Raw genomic sequence first — 26156 nt, 5'->3', positions numbered from 1 at the left:
GGTCAAGCTGCTCGGGTAATCTGGCATCCCGAGCTTCTCCAATACCTGACCTAACTAGTACAGATTAAAATCCGCGGGGAGATGATTTTTCAGACAGCCTCTAAGGACGCCGCGGCGGAGTCTGAACCCTTCGCGGCCGCGTCACAGGAATGGCACGATTTCGATGTTCGCCACCCGCTCGATGACGAGGATCAGGCCGGCCAAGGCGACCATCACGGAGCCAATCCGCTTCACCCACACATGGCGCGCGTACGACCAGTTGCAGGAAACCCGCCAGGAATCGGGTAACGCCTTTTGAACGAGGCGATTCGTGACCCGCCGGAAAACAAAATGGGCTAGTGTGAATGCGCTAACAACGAGGAACGCCAGCATCAGCACGGCGATCTGGCCGAGTTCGACGCCGACATTGAAGCCGAGGAGTGCGGCCGGGAGTTTCTCCGGCTGACCCGCTGGCAGTAACTCGGCGAGCACGCCGGCGAAGCCGAGCCCGTGCACCAGCCCGAAGATGCCGACGAGGATGAGCCGGCCCTTGCCGAGTTCCTTGGCCCAGAAGTTTTCGATGCCGACCCATGCGATGCTGGCGGCGATGAGGATCTCGACGGGCGTGGAGGGAAAGCGGACCCAGCCGAGCGCGGCGGCGGCGAGCGAAAGGGAGTGGGCCAACGTGAAAACGATGGTCTGTTGGAGCAGCGGCTTCCACTTGGGCACTAACAGGAAGAGCCCGAGCACGAAGAGGATGTGATCGACGCCTTTGGGGAGGATGTGGATGAAGCCGAGCTTGATCCAACCGGCGACTGATGTTTCCGCGGGCTTCATTTCTGTTTCCGCCGCAGTCCGCTCGGCGACGACACCCTCCTCGCCACTGACGAAGGGCTTGGTTTCCGCGGATTCACCCTCGCCGGTGGTGACGATGAGATTTACGCCGAAGGGTTCTTTCCACGCGACTCCGAGCTTCGTCGCTCCAGTCGGCAGCGTGGCCTCGATCACCACTTCCAGCATCGGCAGTTCTTCGGGATCGCCGTTCTCCAGAAAGCCGGGTTTCTCCTTTTCCAGATCGGGAACCCGCAGGGTCCATGCGAGTTCCTGATCGCCGGCCTTCACGCGCAGGCAGTCGCGCCAGTAGGCCTCGCACTCGCGGGCGATCTTGCGCCAACCGTCCGGGCCCTGCTCGCGCAACCACGCGAGGTCTTTCGCCTCCTCGTCCTCGTCGCCGCGAAACTCCGGCAGCATGTAGGCGGCATCCGCGTCAGCGATCGCGGTCACACGGTCACCATCGAGCGCTACGGACATCGAAACTTCCGCAATCTGGTGCGCGGCGGCCACTCCCGTGAACAACAGCCAAACCAACAGCAGCAGGCGAAACATGGCGGGGCGAGGGGTCAAAGAGAGCGGAGGGGGTGGGATTCGAACCCACGGTCAGTTGCCCGACTTCGGTTTTCAAGACCGACGCGATAGACCACTCTGCCACCCCTCCTTTTTGTTTGTTTTGAGTCAATTACGACCCGTGGCTTGTCACCGGATGATGCCACCTGATGGGAAGCCCACGGACTCCCGGACGTTAGCCCGGCTGCCCGCGGGCGATTTCTACGCACGGATCACGCGGGACGGCAAGCGCGCCCTCCGCCTCGTTGTCAATGGATCGATTCCCGGTGGATCGCTTCGTCCCACGATGAGATGCCGATGACCGGTAGGTACGGCGCGCAGGCCTGGTCTTCCTGCGGGGTGCCGAGGGCTTGGTAGAGGTGCCAGATGGGTTTCTTGCCTAGCGGGTCGCCGGGTTCGTCGGGGAACTTGCGGAGGCCGATCTTGAGGCCGCCTTCGTGGCGGTTGTCGATCCAGTTGTGATACTGCCAGGATTCGATCGAGGTCAGGGCAGCCATTTTCTTCCACGCGAGCGCCATGCCGGCGGCTTGGTCGGCGAGTTCCTTGGCGGAGTAGTCCTTGGAGTTGAAGCCGTTTTCGGAGAGGTGCACCGGCCGGACCTTGCCCTGATAGAGCAGGGCGGGTTGCTTCATGTAGGCGTCGAGCACTTCCAGATTCTTCGGGGTGATCTTGTGGCTGCTGAAGCTGAAGGTGGCCTGCTCGTCTTCCCAAGCGCGCGGATTGAAGAGGTCCTGCGGGTAGGGATGGTAGGCGAGCGCCCAGGGGAAATCGCCCTCGGTCCGGGTGAATTTCACCAGCAGGTCGATCATTTGCTTGGAGCCATACCACTTGGGATCGCCGTGGTGCGCCCAGTGATGGGTGAGGGTGATGAAGGGGCGGGTGTGAGGGTCATACTGCCGGGCGATGAGGTCCATCAGCCGCATCGAGCGCTGGTAGAGGTCCATGAAAACGAGCGCGGGCTTGTCACCTGCATTGGTCCAGACCCAGCCGGCGTCGACCTCGTTGTGCATGATCCATTGGTGGACGCGGCCGTGCTTGCCATCGGGGCGCGACCAGCGCTCGGCCATCAGGTTGAGGATGGCGCCGTAGAGGGAGATGCCCTCCGGCGAGGTGACATTCGGCATGGCGAAGGCGCCGTCGCGAGTGGCGTCCGGGTGGCCTAACAGCTTCACTTCCGGGCTGGAGTCCTTGGCTGGATTCGCGATCAGCAGGATGGCTGAGACCATCACGGAGTGCTTCTGTGCTTCGAGGAAGGTGGCGTCGAGGTCGGCGAGTGCCTTTTCGCGGGCATGGTAGGTGCGGCCCTGCCACGTGAAGGGCGTGGTATCGGGGCCGGGCGTGAGGGATGCCAGCGTGTGAATCATCACATTGACCGTGACGGCGGAAATGCCGAGATCCTCGAGCTCGTCGGGCAATCGGCCGGTGTGCCAGCCGCCGAGGCCCTTTTTGTTCTTGGGCGCGGCGGGGGGGAGATCGGGCGCACGGCACTCGACTTGATCGGCATAGCGGGCGTGGGAAAGTCGCTCGGTGGATGCGCCGGACTTGCGGACAAGCTGCCAGCGCGTGGTCAGGCGGTCGTAGTCGAGGCCGTCGCGCTGCCGTCGGCGGGGGACATCGAGCACGAAGCTGCCATCCGCGGCCGGCTTGACCTCGACGAGCGTTTGCCAAGAGCGCGAGTCATCGAGCGGTAGGTCCATCGGGATGTCCGCTAGGAAGATCTGACCGCTGTTCTTGGCTGCGTTGCCTTCGATGTGGACTAGTTCCTTGCCGACGGCGACCTTTGTCAGGGCGGAGGGGAAGGTGCACCCGAGGTAAGCCTCGAGTGCTTCCTTGGAGGCGGCATGGGTCGGCCGCGGGGCGTCGAATTCGCCGGGGCGTTCCGGGCGCAGGCGGGCGTTGCGGATTTGCAGCACGCGGCCAGCGGGAAGGGGGAGGTCGAAGCGCAATTGCTGCCAGCCGGCGGGCATGGGCTTGTCGGCGGGCGCGAGCCGGGCGGCATAGGTGCTCCAGGTTTCGCTGTGGCCGAGGGCGGCAGGTAGCGCGCGGTCTTCGCCTCGAAGGGTGGGCCGGGTAGGGCGGCGAAAGAGGGGACTCCGCCAGCGCAGAAGTAGTCCAGTTCCAGCACTTGTTCGGCTTCGGCGGGGGCTTTCGCGGGAGTCGCCCGCACGGACATCGCGCCGTGGATTTCCACCGTGCCGGGCGCGGGTTCCTTGAAGGATGGCGCGGGGCCGTCGAAGCGCTCCAGCTTCAACGAGGTATCGGCAACGGCGCTGGCGAGGAGGCCTAGCAGGGCCAAGCCGGTGAAGGTGAAGGTCGGGAACGGCATGCGGGATGATGAAAACGTCCGGCTTTTGCCGGATCATGCGCGGATGTCCTATCGTTTCGTGGGAGGGCGAAAGTCGGGGCGCAAATTGCGCCTCCCGCGGAATTTCCCCTTGCGCGGGGGGCAGGGGAGGTGAATGCTCCGGCCGAAACCATATAAACCTGAGCAAGTAACTAAGGTAATGCTTCCCGAGCACGCTCCCTTCTCTCCCGACCAACGCCGCGCCCTCGATTTGGCGCTGGCTGGCCTCGACGCGTCCCAGCGCTTTTGGCTGGCTGGATTTCTTTCTGCCGCGCCAGTGGCCGCGGCTCCCGTCGCTGCGTCCGCGGGTTCGCTGAAGCTGACCGTGCTCTACGGCACCGAGTCGGGGAATTCCGAAAAGCTGGCGGATCTGTCAGCAAAGGAAGCGAAGAAGCGGGGTTTCCAAGCCGCCGTGAAGAACATGTCGGACATTTCACCGGCCGATCTCGCGAAGGTGGAGAACCTGCTGGTGATCGTCAGCACGTGGGGCGATGGCGAACCGCCGGAAAGCGCGACCTCTTTCTACAAAGAGTTCATGAATGGCTCGGCGATTCATTTGCCTGCCGTGCGGTTCTCGGTCTGCGCGTTGGGCGATACGGCCTATGAGAAGTTTTGCCAGATCGGCAAGGACGTCGACGCTCGTCTGGAGGCGCTCGGTGCGACCCGGATTTCGCCGCGCCAGGATTGCGACGTGGAGTATGAGCAGCCGTATTCCGAGTGGCTGGATGCGGCGCTGAAGTCTTTCGGCCCTGCGGCTCCCGCAGCGGTGACACTCGCGCCGACGGCGACTCACGTGGCGGAGGAATACGGGAAGAAGAACCCGTTCCCGTCCGAACTGCTTGAAAAGGTGCTGTTGAATGGCAAGGGCACGACAAAGGAGACGTGGCACTACGAGCTGTCGCTCGAAGGCTCCGGCCTGACCTACGAAGCCGGCGACGCGCTCGCCGTGGTGCCGGTGAATGCGCCGGACATCGTCGAGGGCATCCTCAAGGCAGCGAAGCTTTCCGGCAGTGAGAATGTCGAGGTGAAGGGCGTGGGTGCGAAGGTCTTGGCCGATGCATTGCGCGAAGACTACGACGTTACCGCGTTGTCGCGCGCCGTGCTGACCAAGCTCCAGGCGATCTCCGGTTCGGCGAAGCTCGCGGCGCTGCTCGCCGATGACGCGAAGGATCAGCTCAAGGATTACCAATGGGGTCGCTGGATCGCCGATGCGATTGCCGATTTCGCTCCCGATGGTGTCGCGGCTGCCGATCTGGTGGGGATTTTACGGAAGCTGCCGCCGCGGCTTTACTCGATCGCTTCGAGCCCCCTGGCGCATCCCGGTGAAGTCCACCTCACCATCGCTTCCGTGCGCTATCAGGCTCACGGCCAGCCGCGGAAAGGTGTGGCTTCGACTTACCTCGCCGACCTGATTGAAAAGGGCGGCAAGGTGCCGGTCTATACGCACCAGAACAAGAACTTCCGCCTGCCGGCCTCGGCTGATACGCCGGTCATCATGGTCGGCCCGGGTACCGGTGTGGCGCCGTTCCGCGCCTTCGTCGAGCACCGCGCGGCGCTCGGCAAGCCGGGCAAGAACTGGCTGTTCTTCGGCGACCAGCATTACACCTACGACTTCCTCTATCAGACCGAGTGGCAGGACCATCTCAAGGAGGGGAACCTGACCAAGCTCGATGTCGCCTTCTCCCGCGACCAACCGGAGAAGGTCTACGTCCAGCATCGCATGCTGGACCGCGCGAAGGAGCTCTACGGCTGGCTCCAGGAAGGCGCGCACTTCTACGTCTGTGGCGATGCCTCACGCATGGCCAGCGACGTCCACGACGCGCTGATCGCCGTCGTGGAGAAAGAGGGTGGCTTATCCCGCGAGGTGGCCGAGGCTTACGTCGAGGATCTCAAGAAGTCGAAGCGCTACCAGCGCGATGTGTACTGACGAAGCACCGGGTCAAAGGTTCCCAAGTTCCAATTTTTTCAGACGCCATGAGCGAAAAGAAACTCTCCGCCAACGAAGGCATCAAGACGCGCTCGAACTACCTGCGCGGCACCATTCAGGAAGGTCTCGCCGACCAGTCCACCGGCTCGATGTCGGAGGACGACCAGCAGTTGCTGAAGTTCCACGGCACCTATCAGCAGGACGATCGCGATCTGCGCAATGACCGCCGCAAGCACCGGCTTGAGAAGGCCTACTCCTTCATGATCCGCATCCGCGTGCCCGGTGGCGTGGCCACGCCGCACCAGTGGATCGAGACGGACCGGCTCGCGACGCAGTTTGCCAACGGCACGATCAAGCTGACCACGCGCCAGGCCTTCCAGTTCCACGGCATCATCAAGTCGAACCTGAAGCGCACGATCAAGGAGATCAACCAGACTGCGATGGATACCGTCGCGGCGTGCGGTGACGTGAACCGGAACGTGATGTGCAATCCAAACCCCCATCTCTCCTCGGTGCATGCCGAGGTGCTGAAGGCGGCGCAGGACATTTCCACGCACCTCACGCCGGCGACCCGTGCCTACCACGAGATCTGGCTGGATGGCGAAAAGATCGAGACGTCCGAAACGGAGGAACAGGAGCCGATCTACGGCAAGACCTACCTGCCCCGGAAGTTCAAGATCACCATCGCCGTGCCGCCGAGCAATGACGTGGACATCTTCGCGAACTGCCTTTCGTTCATCGCCATCGTCGAGAACGACAAGCTGGTCGGCTACAACGTCGCCGTTGGTGGTGGCATGGGTTCGACCCACGGCAACGAGGCGACCTATCCGCGCCTGGCAGACGTGATCGGCTTCTGCACCCCGGAGCAGATCGTGGATGTCGCCGAGAAGGTGGTGCTGGTGCAGCGCGACTTCGGTGACCGCACCGACCGCAAGCACTCGCGCTTCAAGTATACCGTGGATGACCACGGTCCGGAGTGGATCCTAGCGAAGCTCAACGAATACCTCGGCTATGAGCTCGGCCCGGTGCGCGACTACAAGTTCACCGACAATGGCGACCGCTTCGGCTGGGTCGAGGACGAGAAGGGCAACTTCCACTACACGCTCTTCGTCGAAGGCGGCCGCGTGCTCGACACGCCGGCTTTCCCGATGCGCACCGGCTTGCTCGAGATTGCCAAGATCCACGACGGCGACTTCCGCCTGACCGCGAATCAGAATCTGATTATCGCCAACATTTCCGCCAAGAAGCGCTCGGAGGTCGAGGCGCTGCTGGAGAAGTACGGCATGCACCACAGCCACGAGCGCAGTGCGCTGCGTCTCGCGTCGATCGCCTGCGTCGCCCTGCCGACCTGCGCGCTGGCCCTCGCGGAAGCCGAGCGCTATTTGCCGGAAGTGGTGACCGAGCTGGAGGAGGAACTGGAAAACGCCGGCCTCCGCCATGACTCGATCACCATCCGCATGACGGGCTGCCCGAACGGTTGCGGCCGTCCGTTCATCTCCGAGATCGGCTTCGTCGGTCGCGGACCGGATCGCTACAATCTCTATCTGGGCGGCGGCCATGCCGGCCAGCGACTCAGCAAGCTCTACCGTCAGGATATCCACTCGAATGAGATCCGCGGCCTGCTGGGCCCGATCTTCCAACGCTTCGCGAAGGAGCGGAATGCAGGAGAACACTTCGGTGACTTCGTCATCCGAGCCGGCATCGTCGCCGAAACCAAGCAGGGCTCCGACTTCCACAAGAACATCAAGGAAGAGGCGCTCAAGAACTGAACCGACCATGAACAGGGAATGCGAAACCGGATGTCAGCGGTGTCGACCTTAGGCCGACCCACCGCTCCGTCTTTCCGTTTTCAAATCAACTCATTCCCTCGCGTTCATCGCGGTTTACCAAAATGTCCACCATCACACGCATCGCCACTCCGACCGAAGCCGAAGCGCTCTCGGAGGAACTCGCCCGCCTGAAGGCCGGCGAGCGGCTCAAACTCCTGCACGAACGCTACGGCAGCCGTCTGGTCGCCTCGACCAGCTTCGGCCTGCAAGCAGCGGTCATGCTCAAGCTCATCGCGGACAACGCGCCGGAGATCCCGGTCGTGTTCATCGATACCGGCTACCATTTCCCGGAGACCTATCGCTACGCCGACGAGCTGACCAAGCGGTTCGGCACCGACCTCCGCGTTTACCAACCGACGCACTCCGCCGCCCGCATGGAAGCCCTTTACGGGAAGCTGTGGGAGCAAGGGAAGGAAGGCATGGATCAGTACGGCATCTTCACGAAGATCGAGCCGATGGACCGCGCGCTGAAGGAACTCGGTGCCGACGTCTGGATCAGCGGTGTTCGCCGCAGCCACTCGAGCAGCCGTGCCGAGCGCGCCTTCGCCGAGCAGCAGAAGAAGACGCTGAAGGTGTATCCAATCCTCGATTGGGCCGATGCCCAGGTGTCGGTCTTCATGCACCAGCACGACCTGCCGCGCCATCCGCTGGAGGCGGAAGGCTACGTGACCATGGGCGACTGGCACAGCACGGTGCCGGCCGTGGATGGACTCTCTGCGGAAAAGACCCGCTTCAACGGCGAGAAATACGAGTGCGGCCTTCACCTGGACTCCGGCAACTCGGACTTCCAGATCTAACAGCTCCTCACCTCACACGTCACGTCAGCCATGGCATCGTCGCTCCGGGTGTTGCATGTGAAGGAAGGCGAGGGGACGGAAACGGCGCGTCTCGGTCCGTACGAGATCGAGACGCTGATCCCGGTCTCCGACGAGGGGGCCGCGACGGCCTACCGGGTCCGCATCGAGCCGCACCAGCGCACCTCCACCAGCTATCACAAGCTGGCGGAGGAGCTCTACCTCGTCCTGGCCGGGAGCGGGATCTCGGTGCTCGATGGCGTGGAGCACGCTCTTCGCGCCGGTGATTTCCTGCGCCTGCCGCCCGGGACCACCCATGCCTTCATCACGAGCGACGAGGCCTTGGTGATGCTCGACGTGCACACGCCGGGCTCGCGGCCGGACCGCGATGTTTACTTCGTGGGGGAGACGCCCGCAGGCTTCTCCGTGCCGTCGCCGGTGACGTAATTTGCGCCGTTTTTCCGTAGCCTTTCGCTGCCTCTCCCATTCAATCTCCTATCCAACATCTCGCCCCATAAACTTATGCCTATCGCAGACTCCATGGTTGCCACCGTTGGCAACACTCCGCTCATCCGCCTGAACAAACTGACCCAGGGTCTCGGTGCCGAGGTGCTGGTGAAGGCCGAGTTCTTCAACCCGCTGTTCAGCGTGAAGGACCGTATTGGCAAGGCCATGATCGAGACCGCCGAGAAGGATGGCTCGCTCAAGCCCGGCGGCCTGATCATCGAGCCGACCTCCGGCAATACCGGTATCGCGCTGGCCTTCGTCGCCCGTGCCAAGGGCTACCGCTGCATCCTGACGATGCCGGAAAGCATGTCGATTGAGCGCCGCGTGTTACTCCGCTTGCTCGGTGCCGAGATCGTGCTGACTCCCCGTGCCCGCGGCATGGGTGGTGCCATCGCCAAGGCTAAGCAACTGCTTGAAGAGAACCCCGGTTCCTTCGGCCCCGGGCAGTTTGAGAACCCGGCCAACCCGCAGGTCCACCGCGAAACCACCGCCGAGGAAATTTGGCGCGACACCGATGGAAAGATCGATGCCTTCGTTGCTGGCGTCGGCACCGGTGGCACCATCACCGGGGTCTCGGAAGTCCTCAAGGGTCGCACTGATATGAAGACCTTCGCCGTGGAGCCCGTCGCCAGCCCGGTCATCTCCGGCGGTGCTCCGGGTCCGCACATGATCCAGGGCATTGGTGCCGGTTTCATCCCGAAGAACCTCAACGTCGATATCATCGATGAGGTGATCCAGGTTTCCAACGAGGATGCCTTTGCCACCGCCCAAGCGCTCAACACCGACGAAGGCATCCCGGCCGGTATCTCCACCGGTGCCAACGTATGGGCCGCCATTCAGGTCGCCAAGCGTCCGGAGTATCAAGGCAAGCGCATCGTGACCATCGGGTGCTCGTCCACGGAGCGCTACCTTTCGACGCTGCTCGCCGAAAAGGTCCGCGAGGAAGTCGCCAACCTGCCGGTGGCGGAGATCTGAGCTGACGTAGCTCGAGTCCAACGCTTCATTTCATCAGACGCCCCGTCCGCAAGGCCGGGGTGTTTTTTGTTGGTAGGGTGAACCCGGTTGCGATCCTTCTGCGAAGCCCACGAGTCCCTCGTGTGAGTGGAGTCGAATCTCATCATCGAGGATCGCACCACGCCGATCCCGGAGGGATCACAGCCAGTAGCCGGGGGTTGAGCGAAGCGAACTACCAGCGGTTTGCGATGGAATGCGAAAGGAATCCCGGATGGGATTCAAGCTGGGCAGGTTGCACGTTCCGCTTCCTCATTCGAAATAACTCTCGTCATACGGCACGCCGCATTTTTTGAGAATTTCCGCCAATTCCTCCCGCGACGTTTTCTTGCGGTGATGCTCTTCTTGCCGGGCGATGTAATCCCGCACGCTATCCCTGGAAGAGGCGCTGACGGTGAAAGCTGCATAGCCTTCCTGCCATTTGAATGTCCTGTTCTTTGAACGCTCTGCGATCCAAACCTATGAGTTCTTCTTCAACTCCCGCATGAGGTCGGCGAGGCAATGCGTGGCGTTGAGCGACACCAGCAAGTGAACGTGATCGGCCACGCCGCCGACGCCCAAGGGAACCGCTTTCAAGCCCCGGACTGTGCCGCCGAGGTATTCGTGGAGGTCTTCCCCGAAGTCCCCGGTGATGAGCGGGGTGCGACCTTTGGTGGCGAAGATCAGATGGTAGAGAAGGCAGGTATGAGTGGAGGGCATGGGGCCCGTCTAACATCTGCGGATCATCGTGGGTAGCTCGGAGTCGCTCATGCTTCATGCCCGGCTGGAATCCCATCCGGGATCCAATTCGCCTGACGACCAGAACCGGTGGTTTGCAACCACCGGCTACTGGCTTTGATCCCTCCGGGATCGGGATGCGATGCTGGAGCCCCGCGTGCGGAGGCGAGACCGGACGCGCAAGTGGAAGGGGGCGGAACGCGATGGAAAGCCGGGACCGTAATGAGCTGAAGCCGAACTCACGACAACCCCAACGGCCCGCCGTCGCAGAACTGCTGCTGGCCGAAGACCGGGATGTGATGGCCGAAGGCATGGGCGATGGACAGCCAGAGGCGGTTGTGGGTGACGTTGTCGAATTGCATCGCCTGGCCGGTCTTGAAGCCGAGCCCGCCGCCCACGAGGACGAAGGGGATGTTGTCCAAGGAGTGGCTGTTGCCTTTGCCGAGTTCGTTGGTCCAGACGATGGTGGTGTGGTCGAGCATGGTGCCTTGGCCGCCGGGCTCGGGGATGCTGTCGAGCTTCTTGGTCAGGTAGGCGATTTGCTCGCACAGCCAGATGTTGATCTTCACCAGCTTCTCCTGCGCGTCGGCGTTGTTGTCCGGCTCGTGGGAGAGGTGGTGGTGGTCCTCGTGGATGTCCAGCCAGCGCATGCGTGCCTGGCCGACGCTGTTGGTGTATTGCAGCGTGGCGACGCGGGCCATGCCGTTGGCGAAGGCATTCACCAGCAAGTCTGCCTGCATGGTGCTGATCTTCGGGATGCCGTCGTTGTCGAGAGCCACGCCGGCCTCAAGGGCGGGCGGGGGGAACATCAGGGTCTGGGTGCCGCTGCTTTTCAGGTCCTTCTCCATGTCTCGGACGAAAGTGGCGTGCTGGTCTAACAGGTCCTTTTCCTCCTTGTCGACGTGAGCGGCGATGGTGCGCAGGTCGTCGCGGACTTCATCGAGCACGCTGCCGAGATTCTCGCGGTCCTTCGTGCTGCCGTAGAGCTTTTCGAAGAGCGCGTAGGGATCGCTGTTAGGCGCCAGCGGCTGGTTCGGGCCGGCGTAGGATTCGCGCGTCCATGGGTCGGCTCTGTTAGGAACCGCGACGCCGAGCTCGAGCGAGCCGAATCGCGTGGCCGTTTCGGGCCGTGCTTGGAGGAAGTTCCGGATCTCCTGGTCGATGGAGATGTTCCGCGCCCAGCCGGCGGGCTTGTCGCTGCCGCCTTGGATATTGCCGGGCAAGAGTTCGTCGGCGGTCAGCAGGCAACTGATCCCGCGCATGTGACCATCGCCATCGCCGCGGACCTTGTTGTGCACGCCCTTCAAGGTCATCAGCCGCTTCTTGAAGGACTCCAGCGGCGCGAGGATGCGCTTGAGCTGGAAGTCCGGCCCCGTCTGATCCGGCCAGAATTCCGGGGGGATCGTGCCATTTGGCGTGAACAGGAAGATGATGCGCTGCATCTTCGCGCCGGGTGCGTTCTGTGCGAGCGATGGCAGGGCTGGGAGGAAGGGCAGGGCCGCTGCGGACAGGCCGAGCTGGCGGAGGAAATGGCGGCGGGTGGTCGTGTTCATCGGCTGGCTTGGTCGGGGCTGGCGATGCCGTGGCGCGCGGCCAGGGCGTTGATTTCGACGAGGAGTTGGCGGACGTGATGGCCGGAGGCGGTGAAAGCGGTATCGAGCTTGGTCACCGTGTCATGGCCATACACGGCGGGGTTCTGCTTGAGCTCGTATTGGAAAAGCTGGCGGATGAAGCCGCGGCGGGCACCGGCCGATTCCACCGCGTGGTTCGCCAGATCTCGCGGGCCGCGGAGCCGCAGCGTCTCGCCTTCCAGCGTGTGGTAGTCGGCTTCGGGATCGATCGGGCGCTCGCCCTCGGTCGTGCGGTAGCGTCCCACGGCATCGAAGTTCTCCAGCGTGAAGCCAAGCGGATTGATCGTCTCGTGGCAGGTCATGCAGTTCGCGTTGCGCGTCATCTCGGCGACCTTCTCGCGCATCGTCATCTTCGCATCGAACTTGTGGTTCTCGAAGGCGATCGCTTCCGGCGGTGGCTTGAGGATGCCGCCCAATACATTCCGCGTGACGAAGACGCCGCGGTGGATCGGCGAGGTGCTGTCGGGATGCGCGAGCCGGGCGAGCAGGTAGGGATGGGTGAGCACGCCGGCGCGCTGCGCGGGATCGAACTTCACCGACTGGAAGCCGCCACCCTCCGGCACGGGCACGCCGTAGAAGTTCGCCAGGCGCTCGTTGAAAAGCAGGTGATCCGCCTGGATCAGTTCGCGGTAGTCGGACTTCTCATTCCACACCGTCTGCTCGACGAATAGCTCCAGCGAGCGCCGCAAGTCAGCGACCAGTGCCGTGTCGAAGCCGGGATATTCCTTCGGATCCTTCTGGAGGTCGCCGTCGGCATCGAGCTTCAGCCAGCGCTGGAAGAACTCGTTCGCCTTCGCCTTTGCCCGTGGGTCGGCGATCATCCGCTGCGCCTGTGCCTTCACCTGCTCCGGCGTGCGGAGCTGGCTGGACTTCGCCGCGTCTAACAGCGCTTGGTCAGGCAGTGAATCCCACGTGCCTAGGGCCAGCCGTGATGCCACGGTGTAGTCGTCCTTCTCCTTGCTGAGTTCCGGATAAAGAAAGCGCGGCGATTTCAGGATCAGGATCACTGCCCGCTTCACCGCCTGCTCCGGCGGGGTGCCTTCGGCAAAGGGCCGCTCGACGTAAAGCTGCCGCATCTCATCGCTGAGCGGCCGGCGGAAGGCCCGTTCTGCGAAAGTGGCGATGAAGCCTTTCAATTTCGCCGGGCGCTCCGGATCGCCGTCTTTCGCCCTGCTCAGGAAGGGCAGGCGGCTTAGCACCTGATTCGCCACCTCGATCGCCGCGGTGGTGGTCGCCTCGTGCCAGTCCTTGGAGATGCCGGTGCCGCGTTCGTAGCCCTCGCTGGCATCGTCGGCAGGGAAATCCGTGCTCACCACGGCGACCCGCACCGCGCGCGATGGCGAGAGGTACGGCGCGCGTAGTACTTCCCACTCGCCGCGGGGTGCCTTCCACTCGAGGCGAACGAGGCCGCGCTTGTCCTGATACTTGAAATAGTCGAGCCGGAAGGGGTAGCTGCGGCCGCCGAGCAAATACACCCGCGCCTTCAACTCGCGGACTTCCGCGCCGGAGCTGACCCATGCGTCGATCAGGGCTGGCTGGCGTTTCGCGCCGCTGTCGTCGCGGAAATTCCCGTCGCCGTCCTGCTGGTCGCCATTGAGGTAAAGCCGCGCGCCATTCGGCGTGACCAGCTTGAACTCGTACCAGCCCGTCGCGGGCGCGAGCAGCGAGCCGTCCCACGCGATCGAATACTGGTCCGCCTTCATGCCCTCGGCAGGTGGCCCCTCGCCGAAGTCGAAGGCCAGCTCGCGGTCCTCGCGTTCGAGCGCCTTGCGGGCCTTCTTGTTCATGCCATCGGAGTCGAAGTACTGCGCCTTCAAGCCACGGCCCTCGCCGGGCTGGGTCGCTTGGCCGAAACTGCCTAACAAATCCGCGACCGATTCGCGGAACTGCCGGTTGGTCAGCCGGGCGAATGCGGCCTTCGGCGACCGTGTGTTTTTCGCCCGCGCCTCGGCCGAGTAAAACGCGCCGTAGATGAACTCCGCCACCCGCTGGGACTCCTCGGCATTGAGCAGCTCCGGCTTGTCCTCCGGCATCTTGCGGTCAATGTAGCGCGACAGCGAAACCAGCGAGCGCTCGCCGTGGAGAGGCTCGTCCACTTCATCGGGGTTTCCCTCGCCGTGCTTGCCGTGGCAGGACGCGCAGTGTTCAGCGTAGATCGCCTCACCACCCGGCGCCGCGTCTTGAGCGGGCATAATGCCCGTCAGCCCAACCAGGAGATGGCACGTGAGGCGACGCATGACCGCACCGGATACGCAACGGTTCCCTTGATGTTTCGGGAGAAAGTTCATTGGGAACGCAATCCCGGGATCATGGCGGGAAATTTCAAACAAACTGTTCAGTTGAACATTTAAAAATTCCCCTTAGGCTGGTCCTCATGGCTGTCGCCGTGATCGAGCAATTGCGCAAGCAACTGCGGGAGAAATTCCCGCAGGCTCATGCCGCGCCGTCGATCACCGCCGAAGAAGCCGTGCCGGAGCAGCCTTTCGATCCCGCGTTTTTTCCGCCGGGCGCGATTTCGGAAGTCATCGGCTCGGGCCTCAGCCTGCTGGTGGCCGGGCTGTTGGGAGAGCCGCGGGAAGTCGCGCCGCTGCCGGACTTCATCCTCGTGGACGGCGGCGATCACTTCGACCCGGCGTCCTTCACCCCCGAAGCCTGCTCGCGGCTGGTGTGGGTCCGCTGCGGCACCGCGATGGAAATGCTGAAGGCCACCGACCTGCTGGTGCGGGACGCGAACATCCCTTTCATCCTGCTGGATACCTGTGGCATCAGCCGCCGGGAATTGAGTGGCATCCCGGCCTCGGCGTGGTGGCGGCTGAAAACGGCGGCGGGCAGCGGCCATTGCCGGCTGGTAGTCATGTCGCCGGTGGCCCAGGTGCCCTGCGCCGCGGTGCGGGTCGCCTTGAACGCCCGGCTGGGTCTTGAGGATTTCGAAGTCCCGCGTCGCGAACTCGTCGCGCGGTTGAAGGCGATTCCGGAGCGGATGAAGCGGGTGAATTGATAGAAGCGCCATGTTCGCCGCCCTCCATCTCCCGGATCTGACCGTGATGGCAGCCTTGCGCGCTTGCCCCGACGCACGGGGCAAGCCTTGTGCGGTACTGGAAGCGGATGTCGATCCGGAGGCGGTGCTGGAGAAGATCAAGCTGTGCCTGCAGGCCGTGAACGAGATCGCCCGCAGTGCGGGCGTCGCGCCCGGATGGCCGCTCAATCGCGCCCTGGTCCGCTGTCCCGATCTGAAGGTGCTGACGCCGGATCCCGCGGGTGAGGCGGAGCTACTGCGGCAGATGATCGCGGCGGCAGAAGGCATCACGCCCGATCTCGAGATCGCGGGAAAGGACACGCTCTTGTTAGACTTGTCGCGGACTTCCTCACGGCACGCGGCGCGGCTGGGGGAGCTGGAAGTGGCGGATGTCTGGCCGGCTCATGCGCGTGCCGCCACGCCGGACCTGGCGCGGCTCGCGGTGCGGCATGAGAGTTGTCACGGTCGCACGGTCACTCCACGGGAGATGGGGCGGTTGCCCTTGGGGCTGCTGGGTTACCTGCCCGAGGGTGGCACCTTCCTGTCGCTGCTGAATGATTGGGGGCTCGCGACGCTGGGCGATTTCATGAATTTGCCACGCCAGCAATTGACCGCGCGGCTCGGTCCGCAAGCCGGTGGCTGGCACGATCTACTGCATGGCAAAACCTGCCGGCTGCTGCGCCTCCATCGTCCGCCGGAGAGCCTGGAGCAGACCATGGATTTCGAGGAACCGGTGACCTCCACCGAGCCGCTGGTGTTTGCCTTCAAGCGCTTGCTGCACGCGCTTTCCGCCCGGCTGGCAGCCCGTCATGTGGCGGTGAAGACCTTGAAGATCGTCTTCCATCTGGAGCGCGGCGCTGCCGTGCACCGGGAGATCCGCCTGCCCGAGCCGCGGGTGGAGGAGGGGGAGTTGCTCAGGCTGATCCAGGTCCTGTTAGATTCGCTGAAAACCGGCGGCAACATGACGGGGTTGACCTTGGATGTGGAAACCACGCTGCCCACGGCGGCGCAGCGCGATTGGTTCATCCGCCAGCTTCCGCAGCCGGAGCGCTGGTCCGATACCCTGGCGCAACTGGAGGCCTTGTTAGGTCCCGGCAAGGTGGGCATTCCGGTGCCGCCGGCAAGTCATCGGCCGGACGATTTTCGGCTGCTTCCGGCGGAGGGAAACACAGCCTCTTCGTCAGGTGGATGCCAGCCTGCGAATTCCTTGCCCCTGCGTCGTCTCCGTCCGGCCGCGCCGGTGATGGTGGCGGCCGATGCCGATCCGCGCCAGCCGCGTCCCTTGGCGTTGCTCACCGGGCCTTACAAGGGACAGGTCATGGAGGTCCGCGGGCCTTTCCGTCACTCCGGTCACTGGTGGGATCCGCAGTCCACCTGGCAAAGGATCGAGTGGGACGTCCGGCTGGCCGGCGACCAACTCGTGCGCCTTGCCTTCACGCCGCCGGATTTGTGGTTGATCGATGGGTTTTACCAATGAAGGCCCGCCATCCATTCCACGAGTTCCACGCCCGCTCGGCCTTCTCTTTCCTACGCGGTGCGAGCGATCCTGAGATCCTCATGGAGCGGGCGGGGCAGGTCGGGCTCACCACCATCGCCGTCACGGATCACGAGGGCTTCTACGGCTCCGCCCGCGCTTATCATGAAGCGTGCAAGCGGGGCATCCGCGCCATCACCGGGGCTACGTTGGAAATCGATGGCGCGCATGTGCCGGTGATCTGCGCCACCCGGAAAGGCTACCGCATTCTCTCGCGGCATCTCACTAACCGGCGCTTGGATAAGATCGTCGCCCACGCTGAGATGAATTGCGGCGACCTGATCGCCCTGACCGGCGATCGAGAAGGCCCGGTTATTCGCCACCTCCTTCGCGACGACCGGGACGCAGCCCTGCATGCGGCGCGTGGCCTCATCCACACCTTTGGCCACGGCAATGTATATGTGGAGATCCTCCGCCATGGATTGCGCGACGATGCGAGGCTCAATCGCTCGCTCATCGATCTCGCCCGGCACCTGCGCCTGCCACTGCTGGCCAGCAATGCACCGCTGTACGCCATGCGAGAGAATCGCTTGCTGGCGGACGCGTTTACTTGCCTGCGCCATCATACGTCGCTGGATGCTGCGGGGAGATTGTTAGAGCCGAATGGAGAGCGCCACCTGAAATCACCGCCGCGGATGGCGCAGCTCTTCGCCGATCTGCCGGAAGCCCTGGAGAACACACAGGAACTCTCGGACCGGATCGATTTCACGCTGGAAAAGCTGGGTTACGAATTCCCCTGCCACGAGGACGAGACCGGCCGGCTCATGGGCTTGGATGAACAAACCCAGTGCTTGCGGGAGAAGTGCGAGACCGGTGCGAGGTGGCGTTACAAGAAGGTCACGCCGGAGATTCAAGCCCAGATTAACAAGGAGCTCGCGTTGATCGGTCGCTTGGAGCTCTCCGGCTACTTCCTCATTGTCCAAGACATCGTGAAATATGCCCGTGACCAAGGCATCCTCTGCCAAGGGCGGGGTTCCGCGGCGAATTCGGTGGTCTGCTATGTCCTCGGCATCACCAGCATTGATGCGGTGGCGCAGAAGCTCGTCTTCGAGCGCTTTCTTTCGGAAGGACCGAGCAAGAACGAATACAAGTCGTGGCCGGACATCGACATCGATTTTCCCTCGGGCGACCAGCGCGAGAAGGTGATCCAATACGTCTTCAAAAAGTATGGTGCCCGCGGTGCCGCCATGACGGCGAACGTCATCACCTATCGAGGGAAGTCGGCCTTCCGCGAGATGTCGAAGGTGCTAGGCTTTCCTCCATCGATTGCGGATCGATTCTCCTCCTTGGGCAGCACGCCCTATCACTGGAAACGGTCGGACACGGAGGCTCCGCCGACCCCGGAAGAGATCGAAGCGGAGAGGCAGGAAGTTTTTGAGTCACAGATGGCCAATCTGTTGCCTCCCTCTCATCCGCGGCTGGTGGCTTTGGAAAAGCTCTATCATGCCGTGCTGGGCTTGCCGCGGCATCTGGGCCAGCACTCAGGGGGCATCGTAATCTGCAACCAAGGGCTCGATGAAGTCGTGCCGATCCAGCCGGCGAGCATGCCGGGCCGCACCATCGTGCAATGGGACAAGGACGATTGCGAGGATCTTGGCCTGGTGAAGATCGATCTGTTAGGGCTCGGGATGTTGGCAGCGATGGAGAACATGATCGAGATTCGCCGCAGGACGGAGCCGGAGTTCGAGCTGGCTCGCATCGACCTCGAAGACAAGAAGGTCTACGACCTGATGCAGAGGTCCGATACCGTGGGGACTTTCCAAGTCGAGTCGCGAGCCCAGATGGCCACCCTCTCAATTCTACAGCCGACCAAATTTTATGAGGTGGCTATCCAAGTCGCGATCGTCAGGCCGGGCCCGATCGTGGGCGGGTTGCTGCATCCTTATCTGAGGAGGCGAAAGGGGGTCGAGAAAGCGGACTGGATCCATCCTAAATTTGAGCCTGTTTTGGAGCGAACCTTGGGTGTGCCTCTGTTTCAGGAACAAGTGCTGAAGATGGCCGAGATCATCGCGGGATTCACCGGGAATGAAGCGGCTCAACTGCGAAAGGCGATGTCCTTCAACCGCTCTAACAAGCGGATGATCGAGGTCACGGACAAGCTCCGCGAACGAATGGTAGAGCGGGGTGTTTCCAAGGAAGTGCAGGACAAGGTGGTGGATGCCGTCGGGAATTTCTCCCTCTACGGCTTCCCCGAGAGTCACGCGCTGTCCTTCGCCTCGATCGCCTACTGGTCCTGCTGGTTCAAGGTGCACGAACCCGCCGCCTTTTACGCCGGCCTGCTGAACAACCAGCCGATGGGCTTCTACTCGGCGCACTCACTCATCCAAGATGCGAAGCATCACGGGATCCATGTCCTGCCGGTTTCGTGCCTCCATAGCCTCGTGATCACCGGGGTGGTGGACAAGGAAACCCTCCGGCTGGGGCTGCATCGCTTGCGCGGGGTTTCGAAGGAGACTCAGGAGAGAATCTTGCGGGAGAGGGAAGGAGTGCCCTTCGATTCGCTGGAAGATTTCCTTTATCGCGTGGCGCCGAATGCCAAGGAACGGCGGATTCTCGCGAAGTCGGGGGCTTTGAACGATCTGCCCAAGGTTGGGCATCGGCGTAAGGCGATGTGGCAGGTCGAGCTGCCGCTTTACGGCGATTTGTTTGATGCGAGCGAGCGCGAGACGGAAGAGGAGGAGGGCGAGGTGCTGGCTGCCATGAGTCTGCCGGAGCGTTTGGCTTCGGACCTCGCGATTCAAGGTGCTTCCACCGGACCGCATCCGATGAAGCTCTGGCGGCGGAGTCATCCGGAGCTCAAGCTGGTGAATGCGCAGGAACTCCAGAACCTGCCTCATGGCCTGCCGGCGAGGGTAGGGGGGCTGGTGATCTGCCGCCAGCGTCCTAGTACTGCGAAGGGGCATTGCTTCATCTCCTTGGAAGATGAGACCGGGATTTCGAATCTGTTCGTTAAAAAAGAGAACTTCCAGCGCCTGCGGCTGACCATTGTCAGCGAGCCCTTCCTGATGGCGGCGGGGCGGGTGCAGATTGCTGAAGGAGGGATGAGGACGATCTATGTGGATGAGGTCTATCCTTTGCCGGGTGCGGAGCCGGTTCATGCGGCGGACTCGCATGATTTCCACTGAGGAAACCTTTCGCGTAGGCGCACTTGTGAAAGTGCGGAGTGGTCCTTGGAGGCGGACTGCTCTCGTGCTTCCGCATTGTTACCAATGCGCCTACCTGGACGAAGGAATCAGGCGAAGAAGCGTCGCAGGTTGGCGAGGCTTTCCGTCGCGATGGCTTCGGGCGTCGGCGTGTAGTCGAAGACCTCGACCGAGACCCAGCCGTCGTATGACGTTTCCCGTAGTGCGTCGACGATGGGCGCGTATTCCACGGTACCCATGCCAGGGCCGCGGAGGTTCGGGTCATTGGCGTGGAAGTGGACGGTCCAGTCCTTGCTCTCGCGGATCACCTGGCCGATCGGCTTGTCCTCATAGCTCATCGCCTTCACGTCGAGGTGGAGCTTGCAGGCGGGATGGCCGACGGCCTCGCACAGCCGGATGGTCTCGGCGGCGCTGGTGAGGAAGTTCGTTTCCACGTGGCCGAGCGGCTCCATGGCAATGGTCACGCCGAGCGGTCCGCAGTGTTCGGCGGCGGCGCGCAGGACTTCGGTGGCACGGGCAAAGGCCTCGTCATAATTCCAACCGGGCTCGAGCGAGCGCTGCACCGGACTGCCCCAGACCATGATGGTCCCGCCCATCGCGTGGCAGAGATCGGCGAGGTGTTTGGCGTGATCGGCGGTCGCCTGGCGCACCGCGTCGTCCGGCGTGGTGAGGTGAAAGCCGGTGGTTTTCGCCAGCAGCCAGTGCAGCCCCACGACGTCCATGCCGGCATCCCGCACTTGGTCGCCGAGGACTTTCGCGTCCCCGGTGGTGAGTGTTTGCACGTCTTCCGCGAGCGTGAAGGGCGCGATTTCCAGCCCCGTGTAGCCGATCTTCGCGGCGATGGCGGCGGCTTCGGCGAGGGGGATGGAGCCGAAGGTTTCGTTGCAGATGGCGTAGCGCATGACGTTAGAAAAGGGAGCCAACCGCCATGACGCAATGCCATGGATGGGTAGGTGAGAAAAGCTTGCAGGAATAAATTTGCATGCAAATAGTCGCTGCGTCATGTCGCTTGAAACCCGCCACGCCGCCAAACGCTTCCGCCGCAAGATCACCGGATACGCTGCCTGCCTGCTGCCCTTTGAGGCTGATGGCTCGATCGCCCGGGAGGCTTTCCAAGCGGCCGTCGCCCGCACCACCGATGCCGGCCTCGGCTGCGCGGTGAACATGGACACCGGCTACGCAAACTACCTGACTCCCGTCGAACGCAGCGAGATCCTGGGGCTGACGAAGGAGGTGATCGCAGGTCGCCGCGACTTCGTGGCCGGCGTTTTCGTCGAAGGTGTGGAGGGCGATCTGGTCGATCTCTACCGCCGCCAGATGGATGAAATCGTGTCCTTTGGCGGCACTCCGATTCTGTTCCAGACGACGCGCTTCCACGACTGGGCTCCGGACCAGATCGTCGAACTCTATGCGAAGGTCTGCGAGGGACACGAGTCGGTCTTCGGCTTCGAGCTCGGCAAGATGTTCGCGCCGAATGGCATGATCTACGACGAGGAGACGATCCGCGGCCTGATGACGATCCCGGCGTTGAAGGGCATCAAGCACTCGTCGCTCGACCGCGGCAAGGAGCTGCGGCGCCTGGAGATCCGCGATGAGGTGCGGCCGGAGTTCATGATCTTCACGGGCAACGATCTGGGCATCGACATGACCGAATACGGCTCCGACTACCTGCTCGGTCTGGCTGCGTTCTGCCCGGAGAAATTCGCCCTGCGCGACCAATACTGGCTGGAGGGCGACGAGCGCTACGCCGAGCTCACGGACGCGCTGCAGTATCTCGGCAATATCGGCTTCCGTGCGCCGGTGCCGGCCTACAAGCATAGCTGCGCGGTCTTCCAGCATCTCATCGGCCGCATCCCGACCTCCGAGCCGCACAAGCTCTGCCCGCGCCGTCCGGACTGGGAAGCTGGCATCATCGAGGATTGTGCCAAGCGGCTCGGCTACGCTCTCTAACAAGCCATGCCGACGATCGACGACATCGCCCGCGAGCTGGGCATTTCCTCCGCGACCGTTTCGCGCGCGCTGAATGGATCGCGGTTGGTGACTGCCGATGTGCGCTCCCGAGTCGCCGCCGCGGCGGAAAAGATCGGCTACGAGAAGCGGACGATCCGTCGTCACCGCGGGCGGGCGATCCTCAGCGTGAAGCTCGTCCTGCCGCGCCACGCCGATCCGGAGCGGGCGCTGTTCTATGACTTCGCCGCATTGATCGAGGGCTTGCGCCGGGGCTTCACGCAGTGTGGGCTGAACTTGCTCTGCGAGATCAACTCGCCGGAGTTTGATCCCTATCCGCACAAGAAGGGCGGCGATATTGATGCCTTCGTCTTCGCCTTCCAGCGCCCTTCCCAGCAGGCGCTCAAGAGCCTGCGCGAGCATGGCACGCCGTTCGTAGTGCTGAACCGTTCGATTCCGCGGCTGCCTTGCGTCGCCGCGGACCACGCGGCGGGGATGCTTGATTTGTTAGACCACCTGCGCTCGACGATGGGGGAGATCCACCCGCGCTTCGTTTCGATCGAAGGCCTGGGGCAGATCCACGAGGAACGGCTCGATGGCTTTGAGCAGGCTTGCCGTCGGCGGGGTGTTTCCTTCGACCGCGAGAAAGACACGGTGGTCGTGCATGACATTGCGTCGATCCAGCAGGCGAAAGTCGCCGCTGCGGCCAAGGGCGCGAACGTGCTGGTCTGCGTGAACGACATCGTTGGTACCGTCGTGCTGACAGAACTCGACCGCCTGGGCATTTCCGTTCCGGAGCAAGTCGCGGTGACCGGCTTCGACGATTCGCCCGTGCGCCGCCTTTCCCGTCCGCTGCTCACCACCGTCAGCCTGCCGGTGGAAGAACTGGCCCGCTATGCCGCCACGCGCTTGCAGGCGGAGATCATCGAAAACGAAGCGCCCGCCGCCTTGCTCCGCGTGGCCGGGCAGCTTGTCCCCGGCGAATCCACTTCGGCCGTCCCACCCGCCCAGTCATGACTCCCGACCGCCTCGCCATCCACACCTTCACGAACAAGCCGTGGTCGATCCACGAGTGCTTGGAAAACTATGCCCGCCGCGGAATTGGCGGCGTCTCGATCTGGCGCGAAACGGTCGCGGGCCACGACCTCGCGAAGGTGAAGAAGCATCTCGATGACAGCGGTTTGAAGCCGGTCAGCCTCGTGCGAGGCGGCTTCTTTACCGGCAAAGATCTGCCGACCCGCGAGGCGGCCATCGAGTCTAACAGGACTGCCGTGCGCGAAGCCGAGACGCTCGGCTTGCCAATGATCGTGCTCGTCTGCGGCGCGACACTCGGGCAGACGCCTGAGGAAAATCTCGACCAGATCCGCGACGGTATCGCCGCGCTGCTACCGCAGGCTGAGAGCGCCGGGATCAAGCTCGCGATCGAGCCGCTGCACCCGATGTATGCCGGCGACCGCTCGGCCGTCGCCTCGATGCGCGATGCGAACGAACTCGTCGAGTCGCTCAATCATCCGCTCGTCGGTGTGGCTCTGGATGTCTTCCACGTCTGGTGGGAAAGCGGGCTGGAAGCGCAGATCCAGCGCTGTGCCGCGGCCGACCGCCTGTTCGCTTTCCACGTCTGCGAGTTCAAGCCGGACTTCGATCACGTCCTTTTAGACCGCGGTCTGCCCGGCGAAGGAGTGAATGCCTCGGCCCGCATCGCGAGGATGGTCCAGGCTACCGGCTTCGAGGGTCTCACCGAAGTTGAGATCTTCTCCCGCAAGTACTGGTCCGAGAACCAGCACGACTTCCTCGAAAAGATCGTTCAGAGCTGCGAGGCGCTCTAACCCGGCACTTTTTCTTCCACTCATGAAAACCAAGAAGCTCGGCATCATCCTCAACGGCGTCACCGGACGCATGGGCACCAACCAGCACCTCGTGCGCTCCATCCTCGCGATCCGCGATCAGGGCGGGGTGGTGTGCGGCGATACGCTGGTGATTCCCGATCCCATCCTCACCGGCCGCAATGAGGACAAGATCCGTGCACTCGCCACGAAATACGGCGTCGAGCGCTACACCACCGACCTAGATGCCGCGCTGGCGGATCCGCACAACGAGATCTTCTTCGATGCCTCCGGCACGCCGTATCGCATCGGCTTCCTTGAGAAAGCCATCGCCGCCGGGAAGCACGTCTATTGCGAGAAGCCGACCGCGGTTAGCTTTGATGAAGCCCTGCGCATCGCCGAGGTCGCCGAGAAGGCGGGCGTGAAGAACGGAGCGGTGCAGGACAAGCTGTGGCTGCCCGGCTTGCGGAAGTACCAGCTTCTCAAGGAGCAGGGTTTCTTCGGCAAGATCCTCAGCGTCCGCGGTGAGTTCGGCTACTGGGTCTTCACCGGCGAGCACGAGGGTCAGCCGATCCAGCGGCCGAGCTGGAACTACCGCAGCGAGGACGGGGGGGGGATGATCATCGACATGCACTGCCACTGGCGCTACGTGATCGACAACCTCTTCGGCAACGTCACCCGCGTCTTCTGCAAGGCTGCCACGCACATCGAGCAGCGCTTCGACGAGAGCGGCAAGCCCTTCAAGTGCACGGCGGACGACTCCGCCTACGCGCTATTTGAGACCGAGACCGGCATCATCTGCCAGTTCAACTCATCTTGGAACGTTCGCGTGCGCCGCGACGATCTGCTGACCATGCAGGTGGACGGCACCGAGGGCTCCGCCATCGTGGGCCTGCGGAAATGCTGGGCCCAGCACCAGAGCACCACGCCGCGCCCGGTGTGGAATCCGGACATCGACAGCCCGATCAACTACTACGACCGCTGGACCGAAGTGCCGGACCAACTCGCTTTCGAAAACGCCTTCAAGATCCAGTGGGAACTCTTCCTCAAGCACGTCGTCAATGACGAGCCGTTCCGCTGGACCCTGCGCGAAGGGGCGAAGGGTGTGCAGCTCGCCGAACTGAGCTGGAAGTCACACGAGACCGGCGCTTGGGTCGATGTGCCGCCGATCGCGTGAGATGATTTCACCATTCCGGTCCGCAACGGTGCGGACCGGATGAAAGGCGGATGGCTTATTGCGTCTGGCGAGGGCGGTTGAACCGCTCGACAATCTGCGGCGGCAACTGCTGCGAGTTGGAGTTCATCCACTGACGCGCGGCACCTTCGTCACTGCGCATCCAGTTGCCGAGATAGCGCCAGTAATAGCCTTGTTGGCGCTGCGGGTCACTGATGTTGGAGACGAAATTGAGCGAGGTCTCCGGCGAGTTGCGGAAGCTCTCCTCGATGAACACCTGTCGTGCGCCATCGAGGTCCGGGTTGTTGCCGAGGCTGGCCAGCCACTTCGCGGCGGCGGCGGGATCCTGGCGGGCATATTGACGGGCGACCCCTTCGGCAGCTTCCGACTTGGTGTCTTCCGGCAAGCGCTCCACCCATGAGCGGGCGGAGTCGAGATCCTGGCGAGCCCAATGGTCGGCGACGGTTTCCGAGATATCGCGGCGGGTATTCACGTCGGTCATGGCGGCGTTCCACTGCGCGGCTTGGGCAGGGTCGAGGCGGGCCATGTCGCGGGACAGTTCGCGTGAGGCTTGATTGCGAAGTCCCTCGTCGGTCAGCCCGGCGAGCCACGACTTCGAGTAGTCGAAGCCGAACTGGGTGACGTATGGCTCCACGGCATCGATCGCTTGGTCGCGAGTGCGGCCTTCGAGCTTGGCGATGTAGTCGCGGGCAAGCTGTGGGTCGGCGGCGGCGATGCCACGGGTCGCACCGAGCAGCCAGTTGTTGACGTCGCCTTCGTCGGGAGCCGAGGAGGCCCACGCAAAGGCGGCTTGTGGGTCGTTGGCGGCCCAAGAGGAAAGGGCGGTCTCGCGCTCCCAATCGCCCGCCCCGCCCTGCTGGAGGAAACCGACGGCACCCAGCGGATCACGCTCTGCCCATGCCTGCAGGATCAGCGAGCGCTCGGCACCGCGCAGCTCGGCGGATGGGGAATTACGAAGTTCGTCGTAAACCCCGGCGAATTGGTCGGCCGGCAGGCGGTCGAGGAAAGCGAGCAGCCGTTGCGTGCGGTCGAGCCGGCTGGTGACGTCGAGGATGGACTTGAGGTCCTTGTCCGCCGGCTTCGAGGCAGTTTCGCGACCTTCCCCGGCGCGCTTGCGCTCAAGGCGCTCGGCGAGGCTGAGGGGACCACCATTGCCTGTCCCGCGGCCTGAGGTCGAGCTGCCATCGGCGGAGGCGTCGGACTTGCCCTCCGGGGCGCTGACTCGTCCGATCATCACACCGGCACCCAGCGCCAAGGCAAGACCACCGGCGCTCCAAATCCATTGGGATTTCTTCGGATTCATCGTAAGGAGAGGTAAGCTTCGGAAGCGGCCGATGTTTCAAGCGATCTGCGCC

The 26156-nt window shown here is 63.2% G+C and carries 19 protein-coding genes and 1 tRNA gene; 12 read left to right on the top strand and 8 right to left on the bottom strand.

Annotation, left to right across the window (positions count from 1 at the left end; translation table 11 throughout):
- Nucleotides 1–141: 141 nt before the first annotated feature.
- The 3 genes from OKA05_RS04790 to OKA05_RS04780 all read right to left on the bottom strand — a co-directional run bounded on the left by OKA05_RS04790 (nt 142) and on the right by OKA05_RS04780 (nt 3350).
- Entirely contained in the window at nt 142–1365 is a 1224-nt protein-coding gene (locus tag OKA05_RS04790) for a HupE/UreJ family protein (protein ID WP_264485965.1), read from the bottom strand.
- Between the two features lie 24 nt (nt 1366–1389).
- A tRNA-Ser gene (locus OKA05_RS04785) sits at nt 1390–1474 on the bottom strand.
- Between the two features lie 157 nt (nt 1475–1631).
- Complete coding sequence (locus tag OKA05_RS04780) at nt 1632–3350, bottom strand: DUF5722 domain-containing protein (RefSeq protein ID WP_264485964.1); 1719 nt, start codon at nt 3348–3350, stop codon at nt 1632–1634.
- A gap of 537 nt (nt 3351–3887) precedes the next feature.
- Between OKA05_RS04780 and OKA05_RS04775 the strand changes: the two genes are divergently transcribed.
- From OKA05_RS04775 to cysK, 5 genes are all read left to right on the top strand, one after another.
- Nucleotides 3888–5654 (top strand): diflavin oxidoreductase, encoded by a 1767-nt coding sequence (locus tag OKA05_RS04775; RefSeq protein WP_264485963.1) that lies wholly within the window; start codon nt 3888–3890, stop codon nt 5652–5654.
- Between the two features lie 47 nt (nt 5655–5701).
- Nucleotides 5702–7423 (top strand): NADPH-dependent assimilatory sulfite reductase hemoprotein subunit, encoded by a 1722-nt coding sequence (locus tag OKA05_RS04770; protein ID WP_264485962.1) that lies wholly within the window; start codon nt 5702–5704, stop codon nt 7421–7423.
- Between the two features lie 122 nt (nt 7424–7545).
- Complete coding sequence (locus OKA05_RS04765; RefSeq protein ID WP_264485961.1) at nt 7546–8280, top strand: phosphoadenylyl-sulfate reductase; 735 nt, start codon at nt 7546–7548, stop codon at nt 8278–8280.
- A 30-nt stretch (nt 8281–8310) separates the two neighbouring features.
- Entirely contained in the window at nt 8311–8724 is a 414-nt protein-coding gene (locus OKA05_RS04760; RefSeq protein WP_264485960.1) for a cupin domain-containing protein, read from the top strand.
- Between the two features lie 75 nt (nt 8725–8799).
- Nucleotides 8800–9759 (top strand): cysteine synthase A, encoded by a 960-nt coding sequence (gene cysK / locus OKA05_RS04755; protein WP_264485959.1) that lies wholly within the window; start codon nt 8800–8802, stop codon nt 9757–9759.
- Between the two features lie 495 nt (nt 9760–10254).
- Here the strand turns inward: cysK and OKA05_RS04750 are convergent, their stop codons facing one another.
- From OKA05_RS04750 to OKA05_RS04740, 3 genes are all read right to left on the bottom strand, one after another.
- Nucleotides 10255–10494, bottom strand: coding sequence for a transposase (locus OKA05_RS04750; protein ID WP_264485958.1), 240 nt, complete (start codon nt 10492–10494; stop codon nt 10255–10257).
- 257 nt (nt 10495–10751) lie between these two features.
- A complete protein-coding gene (locus OKA05_RS04745; protein WP_264485957.1) occupies nt 10752–12065 on the bottom strand; it encodes a DUF1552 domain-containing protein in 1314 nt (437 codons plus the stop codon).
- Nucleotides 12062–14335: a DUF1592 domain-containing protein gene (locus OKA05_RS04740; protein WP_264485956.1), complete on the bottom strand. Its 2274-nt coding sequence runs from the start codon at nt 14333–14335 to the stop codon at nt 12062–12064. The genes OKA05_RS04745 and OKA05_RS04740 overlap by 4 nt, the downstream gene beginning before the upstream one ends.
- Nucleotides 14336–14517: 182 nt before the next feature.
- On the opposite strand from OKA05_RS04740, the gene OKA05_RS04735 reads away from it, so the two are divergent.
- From OKA05_RS04735 to OKA05_RS04725, 3 genes are read left to right on the top strand one after another with little or no spacing between them, the layout of a single operon-like run.
- A complete protein-coding gene (locus OKA05_RS04735; protein WP_264485955.1) occupies nt 14518–15141 on the top strand; it encodes a hypothetical protein in 624 nt (207 codons plus the stop codon).
- Between the two features lie 10 nt (nt 15142–15151).
- Entirely contained in the window at nt 15152–16636 is a 1485-nt protein-coding gene (locus OKA05_RS04730) for a DNA polymerase Y family protein (protein WP_264485954.1), read from the top strand.
- On the top strand, nt 16633–19818 hold the full coding sequence (locus tag OKA05_RS04725) for a DNA polymerase III subunit alpha (RefSeq protein WP_264485953.1): 3186 nt from the start codon (nt 16633–16635) through the stop codon (nt 19816–19818). The genes OKA05_RS04730 and OKA05_RS04725 overlap by 4 nt, the downstream gene beginning before the upstream one ends.
- Before the next feature lie 107 nt (nt 19819–19925).
- Here the strand turns inward: OKA05_RS04725 and OKA05_RS04720 are convergent, their stop codons facing one another.
- Entirely contained in the window at nt 19926–20738 is an 813-nt protein-coding gene (locus OKA05_RS04720; RefSeq protein WP_264485952.1) for a sugar phosphate isomerase/epimerase family protein, read from the bottom strand.
- Nucleotides 20739–20838: 100 nt separating this feature from the next.
- Between OKA05_RS04720 and OKA05_RS04715 the strand changes: the two genes are divergently transcribed.
- The 4 genes from OKA05_RS04715 to OKA05_RS04700 are packed head-to-tail and all read left to right on the top strand — an operon-like array spanning nt 20839 to nt 24783.
- Nucleotides 20839–21786 (top strand): dihydrodipicolinate synthase family protein, encoded by a 948-nt coding sequence (locus OKA05_RS04715; RefSeq protein ID WP_264485951.1) that lies wholly within the window; start codon nt 20839–20841, stop codon nt 21784–21786.
- A gap of 6 nt (nt 21787–21792) precedes the next feature.
- Nucleotides 21793–22800: a LacI family DNA-binding transcriptional regulator gene (locus tag OKA05_RS04710; RefSeq protein ID WP_264485950.1), complete on the top strand. Its 1008-nt coding sequence runs from the start codon at nt 21793–21795 to the stop codon at nt 22798–22800.
- Complete coding sequence (locus OKA05_RS04705) at nt 22797–23609, top strand: sugar phosphate isomerase/epimerase family protein (RefSeq protein WP_264485949.1); 813 nt, start codon at nt 22797–22799, stop codon at nt 23607–23609. The genes OKA05_RS04710 and OKA05_RS04705 overlap by 4 nt, the downstream gene beginning before the upstream one ends.
- A 22-nt stretch (nt 23610–23631) precedes the next feature.
- On the top strand, nt 23632–24783 hold the full coding sequence (locus OKA05_RS04700; RefSeq protein ID WP_264485948.1) for a Gfo/Idh/MocA family protein: 1152 nt from the start codon (nt 23632–23634) through the stop codon (nt 24781–24783).
- 55 nt (nt 24784–24838) lie between these two features.
- Here the strand turns inward: OKA05_RS04700 and OKA05_RS04695 are convergent, their stop codons facing one another.
- Nucleotides 24839–26104, bottom strand: coding sequence for a hypothetical protein (locus OKA05_RS04695; RefSeq protein ID WP_264485947.1), 1266 nt, complete (start codon nt 26102–26104; stop codon nt 24839–24841).
- Nucleotides 26105–26156 lie beyond the last annotated feature (52 nt).

The sequence above is a fragment of the Luteolibacter arcticus genome, from assembly GCF_025950235.1.
GTDB lineage: Bacteria > Verrucomicrobiota > Verrucomicrobiia > Verrucomicrobiales > Akkermansiaceae > Haloferula > Haloferula arctica.
This window is presented reverse-complemented; position numbering and strand designations above follow the sequence as displayed.

Coding starts and splice junctions, on each gene's coding strand:
- OKA05_RS04790 (WP_264485965.1), bottom strand. CDS start 1,365: ATGTTTCGCCTGCTGCTGTTGGTTTGGCTGTTGTTCACGGGAGTGGCC.
- OKA05_RS04780 (WP_264485964.1), bottom strand. CDS start 3,350: ATGCCCGCCGGCTGGCAGCAATTGCGCTTCGACCTCCCCCTTCCCGCT.
- OKA05_RS04775 (WP_264485963.1), top strand. CDS start 3,888: ATGCTTCCCGAGCACGCTCCCTTCTCTCCCGACCAACGCCGCGCCCTC.
- OKA05_RS04770 (WP_264485962.1), top strand. CDS start 5,702: ATGAGCGAAAAGAAACTCTCCGCCAACGAAGGCATCAAGACGCGCTCG.
- OKA05_RS04765 (WP_264485961.1), top strand. CDS start 7,546: ATGTCCACCATCACACGCATCGCCACTCCGACCGAAGCCGAAGCGCTC.
- OKA05_RS04760 (WP_264485960.1), top strand. CDS start 8,311: ATGGCATCGTCGCTCCGGGTGTTGCATGTGAAGGAAGGCGAGGGGACG.
- cysK (WP_264485959.1), top strand. CDS start 8,800: ATGCCTATCGCAGACTCCATGGTTGCCACCGTTGGCAACACTCCGCTC.
- OKA05_RS04750 (WP_264485958.1), bottom strand. CDS start 10,494: ATGCCCTCCACTCATACCTGCCTTCTCTACCATCTGATCTTCGCCACC.
- OKA05_RS04745 (WP_264485957.1), bottom strand. CDS start 12,065: ATGAACACGACCACCCGCCGCCATTTCCTCCGCCAGCTCGGCCTGTCC.
- OKA05_RS04740 (WP_264485956.1), bottom strand. CDS start 14,335: ATGCCCGCTCAAGACGCGGCGCCGGGTGGTGAGGCGATCTACGCTGAA.
- OKA05_RS04735 (WP_264485955.1), top strand. CDS start 14,518: ATGGCTGTCGCCGTGATCGAGCAATTGCGCAAGCAACTGCGGGAGAAA.
- OKA05_RS04730 (WP_264485954.1), top strand. CDS start 15,152: ATGTTCGCCGCCCTCCATCTCCCGGATCTGACCGTGATGGCAGCCTTG.
- OKA05_RS04725 (WP_264485953.1), top strand. CDS start 16,633: ATGAAGGCCCGCCATCCATTCCACGAGTTCCACGCCCGCTCGGCCTTC.
- OKA05_RS04720 (WP_264485952.1), bottom strand. CDS start 20,738: ATGCGCTACGCCATCTGCAACGAAACCTTCGGCTCCATCCCCCTCGCC.
- OKA05_RS04715 (WP_264485951.1), top strand. CDS start 20,839: ATGTCGCTTGAAACCCGCCACGCCGCCAAACGCTTCCGCCGCAAGATC.
- OKA05_RS04710 (WP_264485950.1), top strand. CDS start 21,793: ATGCCGACGATCGACGACATCGCCCGCGAGCTGGGCATTTCCTCCGCG.
- OKA05_RS04705 (WP_264485949.1), top strand. CDS start 22,797: ATGACTCCCGACCGCCTCGCCATCCACACCTTCACGAACAAGCCGTGG.
- OKA05_RS04700 (WP_264485948.1), top strand. CDS start 23,632: ATGAAAACCAAGAAGCTCGGCATCATCCTCAACGGCGTCACCGGACGC.
- OKA05_RS04695 (WP_264485947.1), bottom strand. CDS start 26,104: ATGAATCCGAAGAAATCCCAATGGATTTGGAGCGCCGGTGGTCTTGCC.